21 protein-coding genes are annotated in these 20,052 nt (G+C 73.9%); 9 read left to right on the top strand and 12 right to left on the bottom strand.

The window, feature by feature from the left end; translation table 11 throughout:
- Positions 1-134 precede the first annotated feature (134 nt).
- Entirely contained in the window at positions 135-1,811 is a 1,677-nt protein-coding gene (locus ACFVHI_RS11670; RefSeq protein WP_380338118.1) for an RICIN domain-containing protein, read from the bottom strand.
- A 232-nt stretch (positions 1,812-2,043) separates the two neighbouring features.
- Complete coding sequence (locus ACFVHI_RS11665) at positions 2,044-2,283, bottom strand: chaplin (protein WP_063348866.1); 240 nt, start codon at positions 2,281-2,283, stop codon at positions 2,044-2,046.
- Between the two features lie 231 nt (positions 2,284-2,514).
- On the opposite strand from ACFVHI_RS11665, the gene ACFVHI_RS11660 reads away from it, so the two are divergent.
- The 3 genes from ACFVHI_RS11660 (at position 2,515) to ACFVHI_RS11650 (ending at position 3,772) form a co-directional block, all read left to right on the top strand.
- On the top strand, positions 2,515-2,766 hold the full coding sequence (locus tag ACFVHI_RS11660) for a chaplin (protein ID WP_363374899.1): 252 nt from the start codon (positions 2,515-2,517) through the stop codon (positions 2,764-2,766).
- Positions 2,767-3,002: 236 nt separating this feature from the next.
- Positions 3,003-3,272: a chaplin gene (locus tag ACFVHI_RS11655; RefSeq protein ID WP_380338115.1), complete on the top strand. Its 270-nt coding sequence runs from the start codon at positions 3,003-3,005 to the stop codon at positions 3,270-3,272.
- Positions 3,273-3,391: 119 nt separating this feature from the next.
- Entirely contained in the window at positions 3,392-3,772 is a 381-nt protein-coding gene (locus ACFVHI_RS11650) for a hypothetical protein (RefSeq protein WP_063348862.1), read from the top strand.
- Positions 3,773-3,851: 79 nt separating this feature from the next.
- On the opposite strand, the gene ACFVHI_RS11645 is transcribed toward ACFVHI_RS11650, so the two are convergent.
- Positions 3,852-4,508 (bottom strand): hypothetical protein, encoded by a 657-nt coding sequence (locus ACFVHI_RS11645; RefSeq protein WP_063348861.1) that lies wholly within the window; start codon positions 4,506-4,508, stop codon positions 3,852-3,854.
- A 302-nt stretch (positions 4,509-4,810) separates the two neighbouring features.
- Here ACFVHI_RS11645 and ACFVHI_RS11640 point away from each other — a divergent pair, with 302 nt between their 5' ends.
- The 3 genes from ACFVHI_RS11640 to ACFVHI_RS11630 all read left to right on the top strand — a co-directional run bounded on the left by ACFVHI_RS11640 (position 4,811) and on the right by ACFVHI_RS11630 (position 6,116).
- Positions 4,811-5,155, top strand: a complete 345-nt coding sequence (locus tag ACFVHI_RS11640) for a hypothetical protein (RefSeq protein WP_031063477.1) — start codon at positions 4,811-4,813, stop codon at positions 5,153-5,155.
- Between the two features lie 77 nt (positions 5,156-5,232).
- Positions 5,233-5,577, top strand: a complete 345-nt coding sequence (locus tag ACFVHI_RS11635; RefSeq protein ID WP_063348860.1) for a hypothetical protein — start codon at positions 5,233-5,235, stop codon at positions 5,575-5,577.
- 272 nt (positions 5,578-5,849) lie between these two features.
- Positions 5,850-6,116: a hypothetical protein gene (locus ACFVHI_RS11630; RefSeq protein ID WP_371518314.1), complete on the top strand. Its 267-nt coding sequence runs from the start codon at positions 5,850-5,852 to the stop codon at positions 6,114-6,116.
- Positions 6,117-6,208: 92 nt separating this feature from the next.
- On the opposite strand, the gene hemB is transcribed toward ACFVHI_RS11630, so the two are convergent.
- From hemB to ACFVHI_RS11595, 7 genes are all read right to left on the bottom strand, one after another.
- Positions 6,209-7,189: a porphobilinogen synthase gene (gene hemB / locus ACFVHI_RS11625; protein ID WP_380338110.1), complete on the bottom strand. Its 981-nt coding sequence runs from the start codon at positions 7,187-7,189 to the stop codon at positions 6,209-6,211.
- A 67-nt stretch (positions 7,190-7,256) separates the two neighbouring features.
- A complete protein-coding gene (locus ACFVHI_RS11620) occupies positions 7,257-8,906 on the bottom strand; it encodes a bifunctional uroporphyrinogen-III C-methyltransferase/uroporphyrinogen-III synthase (protein ID WP_063348857.1) in 1,650 nt (549 codons plus the stop codon).
- Entirely contained in the window at positions 8,903-9,913 is a 1,011-nt protein-coding gene (hemC, locus tag ACFVHI_RS11615; protein WP_063348856.1) for a hydroxymethylbilane synthase, read from the bottom strand. The genes ACFVHI_RS11620 and hemC overlap by 4 nt, the downstream gene beginning before the upstream one ends.
- Before the next feature lie 41 nt (positions 9,914-9,954).
- Positions 9,955-11,292 (bottom strand): glutamyl-tRNA reductase, encoded by a 1,338-nt coding sequence (locus ACFVHI_RS11610; protein WP_063348855.1) that lies wholly within the window; start codon positions 11,290-11,292, stop codon positions 9,955-9,957.
- Between the two features lie 100 nt (positions 11,293-11,392).
- Positions 11,393-12,286 carry a redox-sensing transcriptional repressor Rex gene (locus tag ACFVHI_RS11605; RefSeq protein WP_380338106.1) on the bottom strand — a complete coding sequence of 298 codons (894 nt, stop codon included), beginning with the start codon at positions 12,284-12,286 and terminating at the stop codon, positions 11,393-11,395.
- A gap of 101 nt (positions 12,287-12,387) precedes the next feature.
- Complete coding sequence (locus ACFVHI_RS11600) at positions 12,388-13,134, bottom strand: exonuclease domain-containing protein (RefSeq protein ID WP_380338103.1); 747 nt, start codon at positions 13,132-13,134, stop codon at positions 12,388-12,390.
- 163 nt (positions 13,135-13,297) lie between these two features.
- Complete coding sequence (locus ACFVHI_RS11595; protein ID WP_063348853.1) at positions 13,298-13,582, bottom strand: glutaredoxin family protein; 285 nt, start codon at positions 13,580-13,582, stop codon at positions 13,298-13,300.
- A gap of 119 nt (positions 13,583-13,701) precedes the next feature.
- On the opposite strand from ACFVHI_RS11595, the gene ACFVHI_RS11590 reads away from it, so the two are divergent.
- The 3 genes from ACFVHI_RS11590 to ACFVHI_RS11580 all read left to right on the top strand — a co-directional run bounded on the left by ACFVHI_RS11590 (position 13,702) and on the right by ACFVHI_RS11580 (position 17,720).
- Positions 13,702-14,736, top strand: a complete 1,035-nt coding sequence (locus tag ACFVHI_RS11590; protein ID WP_063348852.1) for an HAD family phosphatase — start codon at positions 13,702-13,704, stop codon at positions 14,734-14,736.
- Between the two features lie 569 nt (positions 14,737-15,305).
- On the top strand, positions 15,306-16,127 hold the full coding sequence (locus ACFVHI_RS11585) for an ECF subfamily RNA polymerase sigma factor, BldN family (protein WP_063351307.1): 822 nt from the start codon (positions 15,306-15,308) through the stop codon (positions 16,125-16,127).
- 270 nt (positions 16,128-16,397) lie between these two features.
- Positions 16,398-17,720: a DUF5667 domain-containing protein gene (locus ACFVHI_RS11580; protein ID WP_380338099.1), complete on the top strand. Its 1,323-nt coding sequence runs from the start codon at positions 16,398-16,400 to the stop codon at positions 17,718-17,720.
- A 129-nt stretch (positions 17,721-17,849) separates the two neighbouring features.
- On the opposite strand, the gene ACFVHI_RS11575 is transcribed toward ACFVHI_RS11580, so the two are convergent.
- Together ACFVHI_RS11575 and ACFVHI_RS11570 are read right to left on the bottom strand one after the other, a co-directional pair.
- Entirely contained in the window at positions 17,850-18,869 is a 1,020-nt protein-coding gene (locus ACFVHI_RS11575) for a lysophospholipid acyltransferase family protein (RefSeq protein ID WP_063348850.1), read from the bottom strand.
- Between the two features lie 7 nt (positions 18,870-18,876).
- Complete coding sequence (locus ACFVHI_RS11570) at positions 18,877-19,989, bottom strand: NAD-dependent epimerase/dehydratase family protein (RefSeq protein WP_063351306.1); 1,113 nt, start codon at positions 19,987-19,989, stop codon at positions 18,877-18,879.
- Between the last annotated feature and the right edge of the window lie 63 nt (positions 19,990-20,052).

The following is a 20,052-nucleotide window of genomic DNA, read 5'->3' as shown; positions in this document are numbered from 1 at the left end:
CCCCTCCGTCCGCATTCGCCCCCCCGCCCCCCCCCCCCCCCCCCCCCCCCTCCCCAACCCCCCGGCCGCCAACAACCCCCCCGGCCGCGGCCCCCCCGCCCGGGGGGGCCCCCCCGCCGCGGAGGGGCCGGGGATCAGCCGTGGAGGTAGACGATGCCGAGTTTGGTGAGCTGCCAGAGCTGGCCGGCGGCGCCGGTGTCGGTGGCGAGTTCGACGGCGGGGTTGCCCTTGGCGTCGAGGGTGGTGCCGGGGGCGATCACCTTGGTCGGGTCCTGGGAGTCGGCGATCTTGTAGCGGCCGCCGCCGGCCGGCTTGAGGACCCAGTGCTGGTTGCCGCCGCCGTTGCAGCGCCACTGCTGGATGCGGGTGCCGGCGGCGGTGGAGGCGGCGTTGGCGTCCAGGCACATGTCCCGGTTGCCGCTGAAGTCGAGCTCGTAGCTGCCGCCGGCCTTGGCCTCCAGGACGAAGGACTGGTTGAGCCCGCCGGTGGCCGGATAGGTAATGGCGGCCCGGCCGTTGGTGGAGTCGCCGTAGGTGCCGCCGCCGGTGAGGTCGAGCGCGTTGCCGGTGGCCGCGTTGGTGAGCTGGTACCAGGAGCCGTCCTCGGGGACGTCCGCGAACGGCTGCCCGGGGGTGAGCGGCTGGATGGAGGTGGTGTTCTGCTGGTTGAGCGTGCAGTAGGCCTGCGCCAGTTCGGGCTTGGCGAAGAACTGGCCGAGGCAGACGCCCTCACCGCGGTAGCCGGCCACCCTCAGGTGGTACGACTGGCGGACCATGTTCATACACAGCCCGGGGATGCCGATCTGCGAGTCGCAGCCGTTGCGGGCCCACTCGGCGAGGTTGATGACGTCCCCGTTGCTGTACTCGTACGGGGAACTGGTCCACTCCGCGCAGACCTCGTGGCCGAAGGCGACCCGCCGCTGGTCGAGGTAGCGCACGCCGGGCACCTGCTCGGCGGCGCCGCGCAGCGCGTCGCTGAAGGTCGGCACCACCCAGTTGTGGCCCCAGGCGAGGTCCTCGGGGAAGGCCGGGCAGCCGTCGGCGACCTTGCCGAGGTAGTCGTTGCGCCGGATGTCCGGGGTGATCGGATTGAAGTACGACTGGTAGACCAGCTGGTACGAGGAGTCGGCGTAGCCCGCCTTCCGCATGGTCTGCCGGATGTTCTGGAGCGCCGCGACGACCTTGGGCTGGACCCGCTTGGCGCGCTGGACGATCTCGTCGCTGCCGATGGTGTCGCGGCAGCCCTGATCCTTGGGGATCGGGAAGTACTGCGCGAGGCAGTGCATCATGATCCCGCTGAAGTCGAAGTCGTCGTTGGCGCCGATCGTGACGACGACCATCTTCACGTCGTACTTGCCCGCCGTGTCGGCGAGTTTGACGTCCTGTTTGGGCTCGCCGAAGTCGCCGCTGCCGGAGCCGGTGACCTTGGCGAGCTCGGGGTCGCTGACCAGGTCGCCGGTCTGGGCGCCGGAGCAGGCGAGGTCGATCGGGGTGACGCCGGGGATGTCGGTGACGAAGATCTCCGACTTGGGGTGCCGGTGGCAGTAGTTGGTGGGGCTGTCGGTCTCCGGGAAGTAGCCGTCGTTGGTGTCGGTGCCGGCGCCCTCCCCGGAGATGGCGCTGTCGCCGAGGGCGACGATGGCGGCCGGGCGGGTGGCGCCGGCCGCGGGGGCCGGGTCGGCGAGTGCGGCGGGGGCGCCGGCCAGGCCGAGGGTGGCGACGAGGGCGCCGGTGGCGAGCAGTGCGCCGTACGGGGAGCGGCGCGCCACCGTCCGGGGCCGCCGCGCCGCTGTCAGTCGGGACCTGATCACACGCGACTCCTTGCGGGGGGGTGGGGGCCGCCCGGCCGGGCGCCGAGCGGCGCGGAGCAAGAAAGGTGAGCAGGTCTCACATTCTAGGTACTGACAAGTAACGCAACAAGGCTTGTGACACCGCCGGAACCTGACGCCCCGACACGCTTCCGGACATGCGGAGAGCCGCCGCCCCGCGCCCCAGGAGGGAAGCGCGGAACAGCGGCTCGTACCGGCCGAACCGGGAGCAGGATCAGCCCACGTTGGCGCAGTGGTTGCCGAACGCCGGGTTGAGCAGGCCGATGATGTCGATGGTGTTGCCGCACAGGTTGATCGGCACGTGAACCGGAACCTGAACCTGGTTGCCCGAGATGACACCGGGGGAACCCGCGGCGACACCCTCGGCGCCGGAGCTGGCCATCGCGGTGCCGGCGCCGGCGGCCACGATGCCCACCACGGCCGCGCCGACGGCGGCGGTCTTCTTGATGCTCATACGAGCCTCCTGACTGTTCATACAGAGATGCACGGGGAGTGCGACATCAAGAACGACACCCACCCGGACCGGTTGCGTCGGTGGACGCACTGTCACCCATCCGGCCCAACGGGGACGGCGACCGGCATTCGGGTGATCAGCGGACCGGACCGTTTCCCCTCGCACGGTGCCTCGTTCTCTCTGGCGGAACACGATCCACCCGGCCCCCTCCACACGAATCGAGTACCGCCCATGCGCAAGCTCGCCCACGGCGTCGTCGGCACCGCGGCCAGCGCCGCCCTGCTCGCCGCCGGCGCCGGCGTCGCGTCCGCCCACCACCTGCACGGCGCGTCCGCCGAGGGTGTCGCGGCCGGCTCGGCCGGCGTGGTCTCGGGCAACTCGGTGGAGGTGCCCGTGCACATCCCGCTCAACGTGTGCGGCAACTCGATCGACGTGGTGGGCCTCCTGAACCCGGCGTTCGGCAATAACTGCCTCAGCGCCTGACCGGGAATTCCCCTGGTCGCACCTCTGCACCGAACCGCTCCCGGCCGTGCGGGAATCGTTCGCGAGGTGCTGGAAGAACGCGGCGGCCGCGTCGACGCCCGAGCCATGGGCGAAACACGCCGGTGTGCGCCGCCGGAATGACAATCACGGCAATCCCCAGAAGCCAGCGGGTGAGTATTCGTGCTCGCCCGGCTCCCGACATTTCCCATCCGTCGGGCAGAAAACGGAGGAAAGACATGCGCAACTTCAAGAAGGCCGCCGTCCTGTCCCTGGCCGCCACCGGTCTGGTCCTCGGTGCCGCCGGCGGTGCGTTCGCCAGCTCCGGCGCCGAGGGCGTGGCCGCCGGCTCCCCCGGCGTGCTCTCCGGCAACCAGATCCAGATCCCGGTGCACATCCCGGTCAACCTGTGCGGCAACTCCATCAACGTCGTCGGTCTGCTGAACCCGGCCTTCGGCAACAGCTGCGCCAACGTGGAGCTCCCCCCGCCGCCCGCGGACGACTGCTGATCCCCGATCGGCACCCGTTCCGGCCGTACTGCCCCCCGACCAGCCGGCCGGGGGGCAGTTCGGCATCCCCGGGCGGCCGGTGGCCGTCCGGGCCCCCGATCCACCGAAGGGTGATCCGCATGGTTTCGAAGAAGAGCGGGGCCTGCCTGGTCGTCGCCGTCGGCGCCACGATGCTGCTCGGCGCGGGTTCGGCACAGGCCGCCACCACGACCGATTCGGCCCCCGCGTCGGGCCCGGCCAAGCTGGCGAAGACCGACGTCGGTCAGGCGCTGAACGGGACGACCTCCGGCCTCGGCTACGGGCTCGCGCCGGTCAAGGACCTGCGCCTGGACCCGTGGGCGAACTCCTCGGCCGACGTGCTCAACAACGGCGCGACCGTCAAGCCCGACCAGGGCCTGGCCCCGGTCGGCACCGGCGGGCTGACCGGCCCGCTGAGCGCGGGCGGCGGCATCCGGGACCTCCCGCTGGTCGGCGGCCTGACCGGTGTGCTGCCGGGCTGAGCCGCCCGGCGCAGGCAGGAGCCCGGCACCCCGGTCGCGTCCGGGGTGCCGGGCTCCGCCGTGCCCGGAGCCGCTGGGCTCAGAGCTGGGTCAGGTCGGTCAGGCCGGTCTGCTGCACCACGCCGGTGGTGGTCGCGGTGGTGGTCGCGGCCAGGTCGCCCACCTTGTCGGTGACCGAGATCGGGTGGTCGTCGTCGCCGAGGCTGGCGGTGGCCCCGGGGACGGCCTGCACGGTGCCGGTGACCAGTCGCGGGTCCACCTCGTCCACCTTGAGCCGGCCGTCGGCCAGCTGGCCGGTGCCGTCCTGGACGAGGGCGAGCGGCTTGCCGACGGCGAGGCCTGGGGTGTCGGCGTGCAGCGGCGCGGCCGGGGCCTCCAGCAGCACCTGGCCGAGGTCGGCGCCCCGGTCGACCAGCGGGAGCGGCAACTGGGCCTTGGCGCTCGGGCCGACCTTCCCGGTCTGCAGCCCGGGGACCAGCCGGTCCGGGATGAGCTCGGTGCTGGTGGTGCGGCCGGGTGCCGGCGGCAGGAGCAGCGAGGTCGGGATGCCGGCCGTGACGCGGCTGCCGAGCGGGGTGAGCGGCACGTCCGCCGGGACCTGCTGGGTGGCCAGCTTGTCCTCCAGGGCACCGACCTGGTCGGGGCTGACCGGGGCGGCACTGGCCGCTCCCTGGGAGGCGAGCATGCCCGCACCGACCGCCAACAGCATCGCGCCGGCCCGCTTGGAGAACTTCATGCTTTTCACCGTTCTGCCTGTCCGTACTGGAGATCCCTGAAGGGAGGGGCTGCGGGGCGCAGCCGGAAAGCAATCTGCCTCAACGAGTGACCGCTGGTACGGATTGCGGCGGTTAACCGGTTCGGCCTAATAATCCGACCGGAAACCACCCTACGACGCGCCTCCCGGACTCTTTTCAAAAATCCCCGTAACCTTCCGTGCCGTCATTCTTTGATCTGGACGTCAGTGACTGCAGACCGGGTCTGAGCGTTCTACGCGTTGTACGCACGGAAACCAAGAGCATTTCAGAGAGGGATCTCCCCATGATCCAGAAGTCTTTCGCCGCCGCCGGCCTGGCCGTCGCCGCGCTGGCCGCCGCCGCCGCGCCCGCCTCGGCGATCGGTGACGCGGACGGCGCCGCAGCCTCCATCGAGGGCAACGGCGGCACCAACTTCACCGGCACGGTCGGGAACAACAGCCCGAACTTCCACTTCCTGGACAACGCGAACGTCTGCCTCCCCGAGATCCACAACATCGCGGTGGGCGTGCTCGGCGTGGCCGTCCCGGTCGAGGTCCCGATCGCCAACAGCGGTGGCAAGCAGTACTGCACCCAGGGCCAGGGCACCCAGAGCCACGGCGACGCGGGCGTGTCCCACCTGGTCGGCTGACCGTTCCCCCAGCTGCACTCCCCCTGAACCACCCTTCGAATCGCTCCCCGATTCACCCCTCGAGAGGAAAACCGGAAATGATCAAGAAGTCCCTCGCCGCCGCCGGCCTGGCCGCCGCCGCCATCGCGATGTCCGCCGGCTCGGCCTCCGCCATCGTCGACGCGGACGGCGCCGCCACCTCCGTCCAGGGCAACGGTGGCACCAACCAGACCGGCACCCACGGCAACGGCAGCCCGAACTTCCACACCCTGGACAACGCGAACATCTGCCTGCCGGAGGTCCACAACATCGCCGTCGCCGTGATCGGCGTCGCGGTTCCGGTCGAGGTGCCCGTCCTGAACAGCACCCCGAAGCAGATCTGCAACGTCGGCCAGAACACCCAGTCCTCGGGCGACGCGGGCGTTTCGCACCTGATCGGCTGATCAAGGGGCACGGCACGGACGGAGGGCCCGGGGAGGTACGTCTCCCCGGGCCCTCCGGGCGCTACGGGCGCCACGGGTGCTACGGGTGCTACGAGCGCCACGGGTGCTCAAGGCGCCACGGGCGAGGTGTCCGGCCGACCGCCGAACAGGTGCGGACCGGCCGGGTGAGCGGGCGTTCGGACCGGCGCGTGGGGCGCCGACCCGAACGGCCGGATGTGATCACGTGTCAGAGGCAGCGCCCGCCGGGGCGCTCCGAAAGAGAGGGCATTTCCATGAAGAGCAAGCTGGCCAAGGCCGCACTGACCGCCACCGCCGCGCTGGCGCTCGCGGGTGCCGCCACCCCGGCGTTCGCGCACGTCGGCTTCGCGGGCGGCGGCGAGTTCGTCGCCTCGGGAGACCACCCGTTCGCGGCCGGTGCGGGCTTCGGCGTCGGCCACACCAGCGACGTCATCGCCGGCGGCTTCGGCGGCGGCGCCGCCACCTCCACCGACGTGATCGGCGGCGGCGAGGGCTTCGCGCACATCAACGGCTGGAAGTAGAACCCGGAAGGCCGGGCCGCCCCCACGGGGAGCGGCCCGGCCTTCTCGTTGCCCTGCGCCTGCTACTTGAACGCCCTGCCTTGCGGCACCGGCTACTTGAGCATCGCGGCGGCCTCGACCGCCCAGTAGGTGAGGATCTGCTCGGCCCCGGCCCGGCGGATCGAGGTGAGCGTCTCCATGATCATCCGCTCCCGGTCGATCCAGCCGTTCGCCGCGGCCGCCTCGACCATCGCGTACTCGCCGGACACCTGGTACGCGGCGACCGGCACCGGGGAGGCGTCGGCGACCTGGCGCAGGATGTCCAGGTAGGCCATGGCCGGCTTGACCATCACCAGGTCGGCGCCCTCGGCGAGGTCCTGCTCCAGCTCGCGCAGCGCCTCACGGGCGTTGGCCGGGTCCTGCTGGTAGCTCTTGCGGTCGCCCTTGAGCGAGGAGCCGACCGCCTCGCGGAACGGGCCGAAGAACGCCGAGGCGTACTTGGCGGTGTAGGCGAGGATGCCCACGTCCTGGTGTCCGGCCTCGTCCAACGCCCGCCGGATCACGCCGATCTGGCCGTCCATCATGCCGGACGGGCCGACCAGGTGGACGCCCGCGTCCGCCTGCACCCGGGCCATCTCGGCGTAGCGCTCCAGGGTGGCGTCGTTGTCCACGCTGCCGTCGGCGGCCAGCACGCCGCAGTGGCCGTGGTCGGTGTACTCGTCCAGGCAGAGGTCGGACATGACCACCAGGGCGTCGCCGACCTCGGCGACCACGTCGCGGATCGCCTGCTGGAGGATGCCGTCCGGGTTGGTGCCCTCGCTGCCGGTGGCGTCCTGCACGGCCGGCACGCCGAACAGCATCAGGCCGCCCAGGCCCGCCTCGGCCGCCTCCACCGCGGCCTTGCGCAGGGTGTCCCGGCTGTGCTGGACCACGCCCGGCATGGAGGTGACCGGGACGGGCCCGCTGACGCCCTCGCGGACGAACAGCGGCAGGATCAGCTCCGCCGGGTGCAGCCGGGTCTCGGCGACCAGGCGGCGCATCGCCGGGCTCTGGCGCAGCCGGCGCGGGCGTACGTACGGGAATTCAGCGGACACGGCTTCTCTCTCCGAACGGTTGTGCAGTGCCGGGGGCGACGGATCGCCGCCCCCGGTCCCGAGGGTGTCAGCGGGCCTTGCGGCGCGAACCCGGACGGCGCTCGCTGGGCCGGTAGACCGGCTCGCCGGCGGCCGTGGCGGTGTCGCGGCGCTTGGCCCCGAAGTCTGCCAGCGCCTGGGCCAGCGCGGCCGCCGACGGCGCCGGGGCCATCACGTCGACCCGCAGGCCGTGCTCCTCGGCGGTCTTGGCGGTGGCCGGGCCGATGCAGGCGATGACCGTGACGTTGTGCGGCTTGCCCGCGATGCCGACCAGGTTCCGCACGGTCGAGGACGAGGTGAAGAGCACCGCGTCGAAGCCGCCGCCCTTGATCGCCTCACGGGTCTCGGCCGGCGGCGGCGAGGCGCGCACCGTCCGGTACGCCGTCACGTCGTCGACCTCCCAGCCCAGCTCGACCAGGCCGGCCACCAGGGTCTCGGTGGCGATGTCGGCGCGCGGCAGCAGCACCCGGTCGATCGGGTCGAACACCGGGTCGTACGGCGGCCAGTCCTCCAGCAGGCCGGCCGCGGACTGCTCGCCGGAGGGCACCAGGTCCGGCTTCACGCCGAAGTCCACCAGGGCCTGCGCGGTGGTCTCGCCGACCGCCGCGACCTTGATCCCGGCGAACGCGCGGGCGTCCAGGCCGTACTCCTCGAACTTCTCCCGGACCGCCCGGACCGCGTTCACCGAGGTGAAGGCGATCCACTCGTAGCGGCCGGTGACCAGGCCCTTGATGGCCCGCTCCATCTGCTGCGGGGTGCGCGGCGGCTCGACCGCGATGGTCGGCACCTCCTGCGGCACCGCGCCGTACGAGCGCAGCTGCTCGGACAGGCCGGTGGCCTGCTCCTTGGTGCGCGGCACGAGCACGTTCCAGCCGAACAGCGGCTTGGTCTCGAACCACGAGTGCGAGGACCGGTGGGCGACCTGCTCGCCCACCACGGCTATCACCGAGGTCGCCGGGTCCACCGGGGCGGAGACCGGCGAGGGCAGCACCCGGGCGGCCTTCAGGTCGGCGGCGATGCCGGACAGGGTGGAGGTGAAGGTCCGCTGGCGGGTGGTGGTGCCGGAGAGCGTGGCGCTCAGCGCCGACTCCGGCTTGCGGCCGTTGGCGACCAGGGCGCCCGCGGTGGCCGGCAGCTGGCCCAGGGTGGTCCGGACCACCAGGGTGGTCTCCGGCGCGCCCAGGTCCACCGGGCTGCCGGCCAGCAGCGCGGTGCCGTCCACGAAGCGCACGTCGGTGCCGGCCGCGCCGCGCAGCGGGACGCCCGCGTACGCCGGGACGCCGACCGACTGGGCGACGCCCGGGATCACCTCGAAGGGGATGCCGTCGCCGGCGCAGCTGAGCATCTCCTCGGCGGCGCAGCCGTCCAGGCCCGGGTCGCCGTCGACGGTGCGGACCACGTGCTTGCCGGCCCGCACGGCCTCGGCGACCAGCCGGGCCAGGTTGAAGTCCGCGCCCTCGGCGACCGGGGTGTGCACCTGCACACCGGCCGGGCAGTGGGTGCGCACGGCGACCGCGGTCAGCGGGTCGGCGACCAGGATGTCGGCCGAGGACAGCACCTCGACCGCGCGCAGGGTCAGCAGCCCCGGGTCCCCGGGGCCCGCGCCCAGGAAGGTGCACCGTCCGGTGGCGGACTGGCCGCCCGGGAACGGGGTTTCGGTGGCGGCGGTGGGGCTCATCGGGCTCGCTCCCCCATCAGGGTGGCCGCGCCCGCGTCGAGCAGCCGGGCGGCCAGCGCGCGGCCGAGGGCCGTCGCGTGCTGCTCGGCGGTCTCGTCGAGGACGATCGGACCGTTGGCGGACATCTTCAGCAGGGCGGCGCCGTCGGGGTCGCCGACCACGCCCTCCAGCCGCAGTTCGTTCGGTCGGACCCAGGTGGCCAGCGCGGCCACCGGAGCCGAGCAGCCGGCCTCCAGGGTGGCCAGCAGGGCCCGCTCGGCGACCACGGCGACCCTCGTGGGGGCGTGGTCCAGGGCGGCGAGCGCGGCGGTCAGGTCGGTGTCGGCGCTGGTGCACTCGATCGCGAGCGCGCCCTGGCCGGGGGCCGGGACCATCAGCTCCGGGTCGAGGTGCTGGGAGATCTCGGCGCTGCGGCCGAGCCGGTTGAGGCCGGCCGTGGCCAGCACCACCGCGTCCAGCTCGCCGCTGGTCACGTAGCCGATCCGGGTGTCCACGTTGCCGCGGATCGCGACGGTCTCCAGCGCGGCGCCGCGGGCGGTGGCCCAGGCGTTCAGCTGGGCCATCCGGCGCGGCGAGCCGGTGCCGATCCGGGCCGGGCGGCCGGCGCCGGCCAGCTTCTCCACCAGCTCGTCCAGGGTCAGGCCCTCGGCGGCGACCAGGGCGTCCCGGGCGTCCTCGCGCTCGGGGACGGCGGCCAGCGCCAGGCCCTCCGGCTCGGCGGTGGGCAGGTCCTTGAGCGAGTGCACGGCGAAGTCGATCCGGCCCTCCAGCAACGCGTCCCGCAGTGCGGAGACGAACACGCCGGTGCCGCCGATCTGCGCCAGCGCCTCCCGGGAGGTGTCGCCGTAGGTGGTGATCTCGACCAGCTCGACGGGGCGCCCGGTGACCCGGGTGACCTCGCGGGCCACCATGCCCGACTGGGCCATGGCGAGCGCGCTGCGCCGGGTGCCGAGCCGCAGGGTCGCGGTGGCGGCCGGAGTCTGCTCCGTGATCGGTTGACCATTCATGAGGTGATCGTCCCGGTGGTACTCGTGGGATGGCTGACGGTTCATCTGGCGCCCCCGCCCGAGGGCTGGGGGCCGCCGACGGGTGTGCCCGACACGGCGTGCACGGCCGCCGGGTCGAGGTCGAACAGCTCGCGCAGCGCGTCCGCGTAGGAGGCGCCGCCGGGCTCGGCGGCCAGCTGCTTCACCCGGACGGTCGGGGCGTGCAGCAGCTTGTCGACGACGCGGCGGACGGTCTGGGTGATCTCCGCGCGGGAGCGCTCGTCCAGGTCGGGCAGCCGGGAGTCCAGCCGGCCCAGCTCGGCGGAGACCACGCCGGAGGCCATCGCCCGCAGCGCGACCACGGTCGGCGCGATCCGGGCGGCCCGCTGGGCGGCGCCGAAGGCGGCCACCTCGTCGGCGACGATCCGGCCGACCTGGTCCACGTCACCGGCGCCGGGGGTGGCGGCGTGCGCGTGGGAGAGGCTCTCCAGGTCCACCAGCAGGGCGCCGGGCAGCTCGTGCACGGCGTGGTCGACGTCGCGCGGCATGGCCAGGTCGAGCAGGGCGAGCGGCTGGTCGGCGGTGCGGGCGGCGACCGCGGCGGCCACGTCCCCGGCCTTGACCACCACACCGGCCGCGCCGGTGCAGGAGATCACCAGGTCGACGTCGGCCAGCGCCTCCGGCACCTTGGCCAGGTCCAGGGTGCGGGCCACGCCGGAGCCGAGGATCTCGACCAGGCGCTCGGCGCGGGCCGGCGTCCGGTTGGCGATCAGCACGTCGGTGACGCCGGAGCGGACCAGGGTGGCGGCGGCCAGCGAGCTCATCGAGCCCGCGCCGACCACCAGCGCCCGCTTGCCGGCGATCTCGCCCGCGCCCGCCGCGACCTGCTCCAGGCCGAAGGTCACCAGCGACTGGCCGGCCTTGTCGATGCCGGTCTCGCTGTGCGCCCGCTTGCCGACCCGCAGCGCCTGCTGGAACAGCTCGTTCAGGCCGCGCCCGGCGGTGTGCTCCTCCTGCGCGGTGGCCAGCGCGTCGCGCAGCTGGCCGAGGATCTGGCCCTCGCCGACCACCATCGAGTCCAGGCCGCAGGCCACCGAGAACAGGTGGTGGACGGCGCGGTCCTCGTAGTGGACGTAGAGGTGGGAGGTCAGCTCCTCCAGGTCCACCCCGCTGTGGTGGGCGAGCAGCAGCGACAGCTCGGCGACGCCGGCGTGGAACTTGTCCACGTCCGCGTACAGCTCGATCCGGTTGCAGGTGTTGAGCAGCGCGGCCTCGGCGACGGTCGCGGTGGCGGCCGCGTCGTGCAGCAGCCGGGTCGGCACCTCACCGGTCAGCGCGGCGCGCTCCAGCACGCCGACCGGCGCCGTGCGATGGCTCAGTCCAACGACGAGAAGACTCACGCCCGCCCCCAGGTCCCACGGTTGTCCGTACTCATGAGGCCGCCCCGCACCGCTCGGCGGGTGCTCCGCACGACCTGCGCCCTGCGACTGACTCGCTCGCTCATGCGGGCATCACCGCGGGGAGATCGCCCTCCCCGCCCTTGCCGGGCTGGCCCTGCTCGGCCTGGTCCTTGGCCGCGGTCTCGGCGGTGCCACGGCCCTTGCCGTTGCCGCCCGCCGCACGGCGCAGCTTGGCGGCCGCCGCCCGGACCGGGCCCGGGGCGCGGTCCAGCACCGACTCGGTGCGGTCCGGCTCCTCGCCGGCCTTGCGCTGCTCGTGGAAGGCCAGGATCTGCAGCTCGATGGAGAGGTCGACCTTGCGCACGTCCACGCCGTCCGGGACGGTCAGCACGGTCGGGGCGAAGTTGAGGATGCTGGTGACGCCGGCCTCCACCAGCCGGTCGCAGACCTGCTGGGCGGCGCCGGGCGGGGTGGTGATCACACCGATCGAGACGTGCTGGCTCTCGACGATCGACTCCAGCTCGTCCATGTGCCGCACCGGCAGGCCGGCCGCGCTGCCGCCGACCACGTTCGGGTCGGCGTCCAGCAGGGCGGCCACCCGGAAGCCGCGGGAGGCGAAGCCGCCGTAGTTGGCGAGGGCGTGGCCGAGGTTCCCGATGCCGACGATGACGACCGGCCAGTCCTGGGTCAGGCCCAGCTCGCGGGAGATCTGGTAGACGAGGTACTCGACGTCGTAGCCGACGCCGCGGGTGCCGTAGGAGCCCAGGTAGGAGAAGTCCTTGCGCAGCTTCGCCGAGTTCACGCCGGCGGCGGCGGCCAGCTCCTCGGAGGAGACCGTCGGCACCGAACGCTCGGAGAGCGCGGTGAGCGCGCGCAGGTAGAGGGGGAGGCGGGCGACGGTCGCCTCCGGGATGCCCCGGGCACGCGAGGGTCGGCGCGCGGCGCCCTGGTCGGGCGTCTGCGAACTGCTCTGTGGTGATCGGCCGATTGCCACGGTGCTCCTGTGGGTGAAGCTGGGCTTTGGCAGCCAGGCTATGCGTTTGTGAACGTGTGCACAAAGATGGTGTCCGTTTTGTCCCCACACAGTGATGCGCATCACGCCGTCGAACCCATAGCACCGCGCTCGGTCAGGAGGACGGCCGGGGCGGGCACCCCGGGCAGCCACGGGCCGTACGGCGCCTCCCGGCGCACCAGCGGGACGGGCGTGCCGGACGAACGGGAGCGGGCCCGGCCCAGCCGCGGCCAGGGCACCCGGGCCGCCTCGCGCAGCGGGCCCGCCCAGTCGTCCGGCGGGCAGGACGGGAGGCCGACGCAGTGCCGCAGCAGCTCGGCGGTCACCCGGGCGTCTCCCAGCGCGGTGTGCGCCGGGTACCAGCCCAGGCCCGCCGCCTCCACGCAGGCCGCCAGGCCGTGGCCGCGGGCCTGCGGCAGGTGGGCGCGGGCCAGCCGCATCGTGCACAGCAGCGGCACGGGCGGCAGCGCGACCCCGATCCGGGCGAACTCGCGATCCAGGAATCCGTGGTCGCAGCTGACGTGGTGACCCACCAGCACCCGGCCGGCCAGCAGCTCCAGCAGCCGCGGGGCGATCTCCCGGAAGCGCGGGGCGCCCTCGACGTCCGCCTGGTGTATCCGGTGCACATGGGTCGGACCGACCGGGCCCAGCGGGTCGAGCAGGGTGGCGAACTCCGCCTCCGGTCGCAGCCGCTCGTCCAGCAGGACCACCGCGATCTCGACCACCCGGTGCCGCCACGGGCTGCGGCCGGTCGCCTCCACGTCCACCACGGCGAAGCCCCGGGCGCCCGGCGGGGCTTCGGGCGTCCCAGGGGTCGGGCCGGGAAGCATGGCGGCACTCCTCGTGTGCTCAGCCCCCCTTGGGCGCAAACGCGTTCGATCGTAAGCCGACCAACCGGCCCCGGCTCAAGCCGGACCGGGGTGTCTTTGACAACGATTCGGCGAACCGCCCCCGCCGAGCGGCGGGGGCGGCGACGGTGGCGGGCGGGAGCGGTCAGCCGCCGAGGGCGGCACGCAGGCGGCGTTCGTCGACCCGCCAGAAGTCGTGCTGGCGGCCGTCGATCAGGGTCACCGGGATCTGCTCCCAGTAGCGCCGGTACAACTCCTCGTCCTGGGTGATGTCCTTCTCCTCGAAGGTCGCGCCCAGCTCGCCCGCCACCCGGACGATCACCTCCCGGGCGTCGTCGCACAGGTGGCAGCCGGGCTTGCCGACCAGGGTCACGGTGCGGTCGGCCGGCGCGGGCTTCGGGCTCTTGTCACGTCGCAGCAGTGGGCTCACCCGGCCATTGTCCGCCCGCCCGGCGGCCGCCCCACCGGGGCCCGGGACCGCCCGGTGTTCACCGCGCGGGCACGGCGCCGTCACGGCCGCCGCGCGCCCGGCTGGCTATGCTCGATGACATGGCCGTGCTCCGAAGGCTCACCCAGGCGAAGCGTTCCACCACCGAGCGGAGCGCCCTGGCGGGCGAGGCTGCCGCCGAGGCGGCGGCAGCTGCGCTACAGGCCGAGCCGGAGCCGGCCACCGCCCCCGCGGAGAGCACCGCGCCCGCGGGGAGCACCGCTCCGGCCGAGAGCTCCACCGAGAGCGCCGCGCCCGCCGCGGGCAGGCCCGGCAAGGCGCCCAAGGCCCCGGCCGAGAACCACACCCCCGAGCCGGGCGACCCGCGCGCCGCCGCGTTCTTCGACTGCGACAACACCATCCTGCGCGGGGCCGCGATCTTCTACCTCGGGGTCGGCCTCTACCGGCGCGGCTTCCTCACCCGCCGCGACATCGCCCGGTTCGCCTGGCAGCAGGCCTGGTTCCGGCTGAACGGCGCCGAGGACCCGGAGCACATCTCGGACGCCCAGCACACCGCGCTCGGCCTGGTCGCCGGGAAGCGCACCGCCGACCTGGAGGCGATCTGCGAGGAGGTCTTCGAGCAGGTCGTGGCCGACAAGATCTGGCCCGGCACCCGCGCCCTGGTCCAGATGCACCTGGACGCCGGCCAGCGGGTCTGGCTGGTCACCGCCGCCCCGCTGGAGGTCGCCCGGGTGATCGCCCGCCGGCTCGGCATGACCGGCGCCCTGGGCACCGTCGCCGAGGCCGACGGCGGCCTGTACACCGGCCGGCTGGTCGGCGAGCTGCTGCACGGCCCGGCCAAGGCGGCTGCGGTGCACGCGCTGGCCCGGCACGAGCGGCTGGACCTCGACCGCTGCGCCGCGTACAGCGACTCGGCCAACGACATCCCGATGCTCTCGCTGGTCGGCCACCCGTACGTGGTGAACCCGGACGGCGCGCTGCGCCGCCACGCCCGGGCCCAGGGCTGGCGGGTGCGGGACTTCCGGACCGGCCGGAAGGCGGCCCGGGTGGGGCTGCCGGCGGCGGCCGCGCTCGGGGTGCTCGCGGGTGCGGCGGCCGCCGGGGTGGCCCTGAACCGCCGCCGCCGCTGCGCCTGACGGGCTCCCGCCACCCCCGGTCGCACCCCCGCCGCCGGGCCTGTCCGCGCCCTCCCCACGGCCTTCCCGCGCGGGTGGCCGGCCGTCAACCAGGCCTCTGACCTGGCCCCTCGTACGGGCGAACTCCCGTTTCCGGTACGGCTTTCCGGCCCAATGAGCGAACCTGTCAGCCGGTGACCGGTTCTGATCGTTCGCCAGACCGGGAAAGTCGGGGGTTGCCAGGCCTCAAGACTGGGAAACCACCGGCCGGACCGCCGAATTGGTCACCCTGGGCGCCCGAACGGTCACGTTGAGCCGGATGAACGATGGCAGGTCCGGTCAGAGTCAGCCGAATATGCGCGATAAATGGATCCCAAACGACCACTTCGACCACACGGTGTAGCTGTCATTGCACAAAGCGTTATTCTCTCCTGGATGCACGTCACCCACGCGCCCCGCTCGAACGGGCGGCGCGGGAGTGCTCTCCGCGCAGGCGGAGGTGATCCGTCCACAGTTCTGCCTCTGGGAGTCCCGTGTACCCACCCGTCCGGAACGACGCGCCTGCACCCTCCCGCCCGTCGTCCGCGCCCCTGCGCCCCCGCACCGGCCTCCGCGGCCGCCCCGTCGCCGACCGGCAGATCTCCACCGGCCTGGACCTGCTGCGCAACCTGCTCCGCAGCCAGCTCGCCGCCTCGCCCCAACTCGTGCCCGCCGGCGCCCCGTTCGGCCACCCGCACGGCTCCGGCCTGGCGCTGCGCACCACCGCTGCCGGCTCCACCGGCACCGGCTCGCGCGGCCGCACCGGCAGCACCGGCGTCGGCCGCGGCCGCGCCCGGACCGCGCCGAGCCCCGGCTACGAGACCGAGCACAACCCGATCATGGAGCTGGTCGAGCGGGCCCAGGCCGGCGAGAGCGAGGCCTTCGGCCGGCTCTACGACCACTACGCGGACACCGTCTACCGCTACATCTACTACCGGGTCGGCAGCCGGGCCACCGCCGAGGACCTCACCAGCGAGACGTTCCTGCGCGCGCTGCGCCGGATCGGCACCTTCACCTGGCAGGGCCGGGACTTCGGCGCCTGGCTGGTGACCATCGCCCGCAACCTGGTCGCCGACCACTTCAAGTCCAGCCGCTTCCGGCTGGAGGTGACCACCGGCGAGATGCTCGACTCCAACGAGTGCGAGCGCAGCCCGGAGGAGTCGGTGCTGGAGTCGCTCTCCAACGCCGCCCTGCTGGACGCGGTGCACCGGCTCAACCCGCAGCAGCAGGAGTGCGTGACGCTCCGCTTCCTCCAGGGGCTCTCGGTGGCCGAGACCGCGCGGATCATGGGCAAGAACGAGGGTGCCATCAAGACCCTCCAGTACCGCGCCGTCCGCACCCTGGCCCGGCTGCTGCCGCCGGACGCCCGGTGAGGCCGCGGTGACCGGGGGAGGCATAGCCGGCGGGCGGCCCGACGGGCCGTCACCATCCGTACCCGACCGACACGTCCGGGTGAACGGTCGATCCGATGATCAGCCGCGCGTAACCCACCGCCCACACCACTCGTTGGCCAGCGTGCAAGTCCCCACCAGGCGTACGGTCAAGCCGAATTGCGACCTGTCACCCGATGGAGTGGCTTTGGCCCGCCGAGGCAACCGTCCGGCAGGCCGGGGTGTCGACAACGACGAAGGGAGGTGTGGCCCGTGACGGCAAACGTGCTGGAGCACCGACGGGCGAAGGCCTTCGCCGAGGCGCTGGAGGCCCACCGGGCGGAGCAGCGCGGCGCAGCGGACGCCGAATCGGCCAACACCGCTGCCACCGGCGCCGGTTCGGTCGCGATGGCCCAACTGGTCGGCCTGACCGACGCACTGGGCGCGATGCCCGGACCAGCGCTGGACCCGGAGGTACGGACCGTCCAACGCGCGCAGCTGATGGCCGCGTTCGAGCAGGCCTTCGCCGGCGGACCGGGCGCCACAGTGCCCCGCCAACGCCGGCACCGGGCCATCCGGACGGCGCCGCGCGGCCGCTGGAGCCGCCGGTTCGCGATCGGCGGACTGGTCGCCGGACTGGCCGTCGGCAGCCTCGCCGGCGCCGCCGCCGCCAGCTCCAACGCCCTCCCCGGGGACACGCTGTACGGCATGAAGCGCGGCCTCGAAGGGCTCAGGCTCGACCTGGCGGACACCGACTCCGAACGCGGCGAACTGCTGCTCGACAACGCCGCCACCAGGCTCGGCGAGGCCAAGACCCTGGTCGGCCACCCCGGCCCGGCCACCGGGCTCAGCCCGGGCACCGTCGAACGGGTCCGCCGCGCGCTGGACGACATGCACGCCGACGCCATCAAGGGCCGCGAGCTGCTCCGCTCGGTCTACCGCAGCAACGGCTCGCTCGGCCCGATGCGCGCCCTGGCCGGCTTCGCCCAGGGCGAGGACGGCCGCTGGACCGAACTGGCGGGCCAGCTGCCCGTCCAGCTCACCCAGCAGGCCCACCTGGTCGACCAGCTCTTCGACGACATAAGCGAGGACGTCGCGCCCCTGCGCCTGGCCCAGCCCACCGCCAAGAGCGGTGGCCCGGCCGGCACCGGAGCGGGCGGCGACACGGCCGGCCCGGCCACCGGCGGCGCCCCCGCCGACACCCCGGCGAACGGCTCCGGCACCGCGCCCGGCGAACGCCCGGCCCAGGGTGGCGGCACCGGCGCGACCAGCGGCGGCAACAACCGCCCCGGCGGCACCGAGCGGGCCCCCGCCAGCACCGGCGCCAGCACGCCCGGCGGCATCGGCGCCAAGGGCGGCGGCCTGCCCAGCACCCTGCCCAGCAGCGCGCCGGACGCCGTCAACGGGCTCGTCGGGGACCTCACCAGCGGGCTCACCGGCGGCAAGACCTCGCCGAGCGCCGTCCCGGCCCCGCCGCAGGCACCGCAGCAGCCCTCCGGCACGCCCAGCGCCCCGGCCGCCGGCCAGCCGCAGGGCGTCGAGGTGCCCCCGCTGATCCCGGGCCTGCTGCCCGGGCTGCGGCTCCTCGGCGGCTGACCGGCAGCCGACCGGACGGCGCAGGGCCCCGGCGATCCCTGGAGTTCCAGGATCGCCGGGGCCCTCGGCCGTCCCTCGCGGGTCTCCTGTGCTCCGGGGGCCACGGGAGACCCAGGGGTCGCGGGAGACCTAGAAGAACACCGACCGGCGCTGCACCAGCAGCTTGTAGAGCGTGTGCTGGATCGTCTCGCGCACCTCGTCGGCCAGGTCGAAGACCAGCATCGGGTCGTCCGCCGCCTCCGCCGGGTACCCGTCGGTGGCGATCGGCTCCCCGAACCGGATGGTCCACTTGGTCGGCAGCGGCAGCACGCCCAGCGGCCCCAGCCACGGGAAGGTCGGCGTGATCGGCACGTACGGCAGGCCCAGCAGCCGGGCCAGTGTCTTCACGTTGCCGATCATCGGGTAGGTCTCCTCGGCGCCGACGATCGAGCACGGCACGATCGGCACCTTCGCGCGCAGCGCCGAGGAGACGAAGCCGCCGCGCCCGAAGCGCTGGAGCTTGTACCGCTCGGCGAACGGCTTGCCGATGCCCTTGAAGCCCTCCGGCCAGACCCCGACCACCTCGCCGCGCTCCAGCAGCGCCTGGGCGTCCTCGTTGCAGGCCAGCGTGTGGCCGGCCTTGCGGGCCAGCTCGTTGACGCCCGGCAGCACGAACACCAGGTCGGCGGCGAGCATCCGCAGGTGCCGGTGGTGCGGGTGGTGGTCGTGGATGGCGACCTGGGTCATCAGGGCGTCCAGCGGGATCGTCCCGGAGTGGTTGGCGACGATCAGCGCGCCGCCCTCGGCCGGGATGTTCTCGACGCCCTGGACCTCGATCCGGAAGTACTTCTCGGACAACGGGCGCAGCAGGGCGAGCAGCACCTCCTCGGTGAGCTCCCGGTCGAAGCCGAACTCGTCCACCTCGTAGTCGCCGGTGATCCGGCGGCGCAGGAAGGCCAGCCCGTCCGCGGCCCGGCCCTCCCAGCCCTTGCCGAACAGCCGGGTGGCCGCCGAACCGAGCTGCCCGGACAGCGCCCCGCCGACGGCGTCGGCGAGCCGGTCGGCGGGCCGGTCGGCGGGCCCGGGGTCGTCGGGCGAGGTCCAGCTGGGGGCGGACTCGATCGGGATGACCCTGGCCTCGCCCGGCGCGTTCTCGGCTGCGGCACTCATCGCGGGTTCAGCTCCTGGGTCGGCGGGGGCGGTCGGTACGGACGGTGGGGACGCCGGCGGCCGGGGCCCGCACCGGGCCGAGCAGGGCGGCCAGCCGGTCGGTGACGGCGGCCAGCCGCTCGGGCGGCAGCAGGCCGGACCCCTGCGCGGCGGCGAAGTCGGCGAAGGCCTCCGGGGTGGTGAACGCCGGGCGGTAGCCGAGCGTCTCGCGCAGTCGCGTGGTGTCCACCACCCGGCCGTGGGTGAGCAGCCGCAGCTGCTCCGGCGAGACGTCCAGCAGCCGGGTCTGCCGGGCCAGCCCGGCCATCCAGCTGACCGCGGGCAGCAGCAGCGGCACGGTCGGCCGGCCGAGCCGGCGGGCGCACTGGGAGAGCAGCAGGACGCCCTCCCCGGCCACGTTGAAGGTCCCGGTGTTGACGGTGCCCGGTTCGGCCTCGGCGGCGGCCCGGCAGAGCACCGCGACGGCGTCGTCCTCGTGCACGAACTGCAGCCGGGGGTCGTAGCCGAGGACGGTCGGCAGCACGGGCAGCGCGAAGTACTCGCTGAGCGGGGTGTCCGCGGCGGGGCCGACGATGTTGGCGAAGCGCAGGACCGTCACCGCGACGTCCGGGCGGCGCCGGGCGAAGCCGCGGACGTAGCCCTCGACCTCCGCCGCGTCCTTGGCGAAGCCGCCGCCGGGCGGGTTCTTCGGCTGGATGCGCTCGGTGAACACCGCCGGGTCGCGGGGCGCGGAGCCGTAGACGCCGGTGGTCGACTTCACCACCAACCGGCGCACCCCGGGCGCCTTCTGGCAGGCGCCGAGCAGCTGCATGGTGCCGATGACGTTGGACTCCTTCACCGCGGAGCGGTTGGTGGAGCCCAGGCCGGTGGCGCTGACGCTGAGGTGGACCACGGTGTCGACCCGGTGCTCGGCGATCACCCGGGAGACCGCCGGGCGGCGCAGGTCGAGCTGGTGGAAGCGGTACTCGGCGGCCGGTCCGTCCGGCTCCTCGACCGGCAGCCGGGGCGGCTGCACGTCCACGCCGACCACCAGGTCCACGCCCGGACGGCGGCGGACCTCGGCGGCGAAGCGGGCACCGAGATGGCGTGCCACGCCGGTGACGAGCACGACCACGCCCACGGTGTGCACCCCATTCCCTCGGCCCGAGCGGCCTGCGTGCACCGTACCGCGCCGCCCTGCCGG

Source organism: Kitasatospora sp. NPDC127121 (assembly GCF_042677305.1).
In the GTDB taxonomy this organism is placed as follows: domain Bacteria; phylum Actinomycetota; class Actinomycetes; order Streptomycetales; family Streptomycetaceae; genus Kitasatospora.
This window is presented reverse-complemented; position numbering and strand designations above follow the sequence as displayed.